Source organism: Pseudomonadota bacterium (assembly GCA_026388275.1).
GTDB lineage: Bacteria > Desulfobacterota > Syntrophorhabdia > Syntrophorhabdales > Syntrophorhabdaceae > JAPLKB01.
The window spans coordinates 1-658 of record JAPLKB010000058.1 but is presented as its reverse complement, the minus strand read 5'-3'; the positions used below and the strand labels follow the sequence as shown (position 1 = coordinate 658).

Below are 658 nucleotides of genomic sequence, written 5' to 3'. Positions count from 1 at the left end.
TGGATTAATAAAATGTCTTTAACTATGTCCCGCATTAAGCGGGATTAAACCGTACACTATTCACTAACGACTATTCACTGAATTTTAACTATTCACTGAATTTCAAAAAGGGGGATTAATATGGCAACAAAGAAAACAGTGGAAAACCCGGAATTTCTGTACCTGCCTCTGGGAAGCATTATAGTGGAAGAACAGATTCGTTCAGCAGTTGACACAACAAGCGAATCCTTTAAAGCTCTTATGTCATCAATTAAAGACAAGGGTGTATTAGAGCCTGTACTTGTAACTCAAAAAGACGACAAGTACCTTCTTCTCTGCGGTGAAAGACGGTATCTGGCAGCCCAAAAACTCGGTATGGAAACAATCCCGGCAAGAATTGTTAATACAGTCACCCAAAAGGATGAAATACTGGCAATACAACTGACAGAAAATCTCCAGAGAGAAGACTTAAATCCCATAGATCAGGCCAATGGCATACTTGCATATATTCAGGCAAAACATCCTGACAAAGGGTACAATTTGGATGGAGTGATGAGTGTGTTGGTTGTATATGAAAGAAGACAGGAAGATTTGCCTCAGGAAATCCGTGAAACAATTTCACAGATTTCTGAAATCGTCGGAAAGTCAACAAGGACGCTCTTTAACACGATATCACTTT

At 39.4% G+C, this 658-nt stretch carries 1 protein-coding gene; it reads left to right on the top strand.

Annotated features, from left to right (window positions below; translation table 11 throughout):
* Positions 1–120: 120 nt before the first annotated feature.
* Positions 121–658: ParB/RepB/Spo0J family partition protein (locus tag NT010_13125; GenBank protein ID MCX5806980.1), on the top strand; the 538-nt coding region annotated here is incomplete at its 3' end.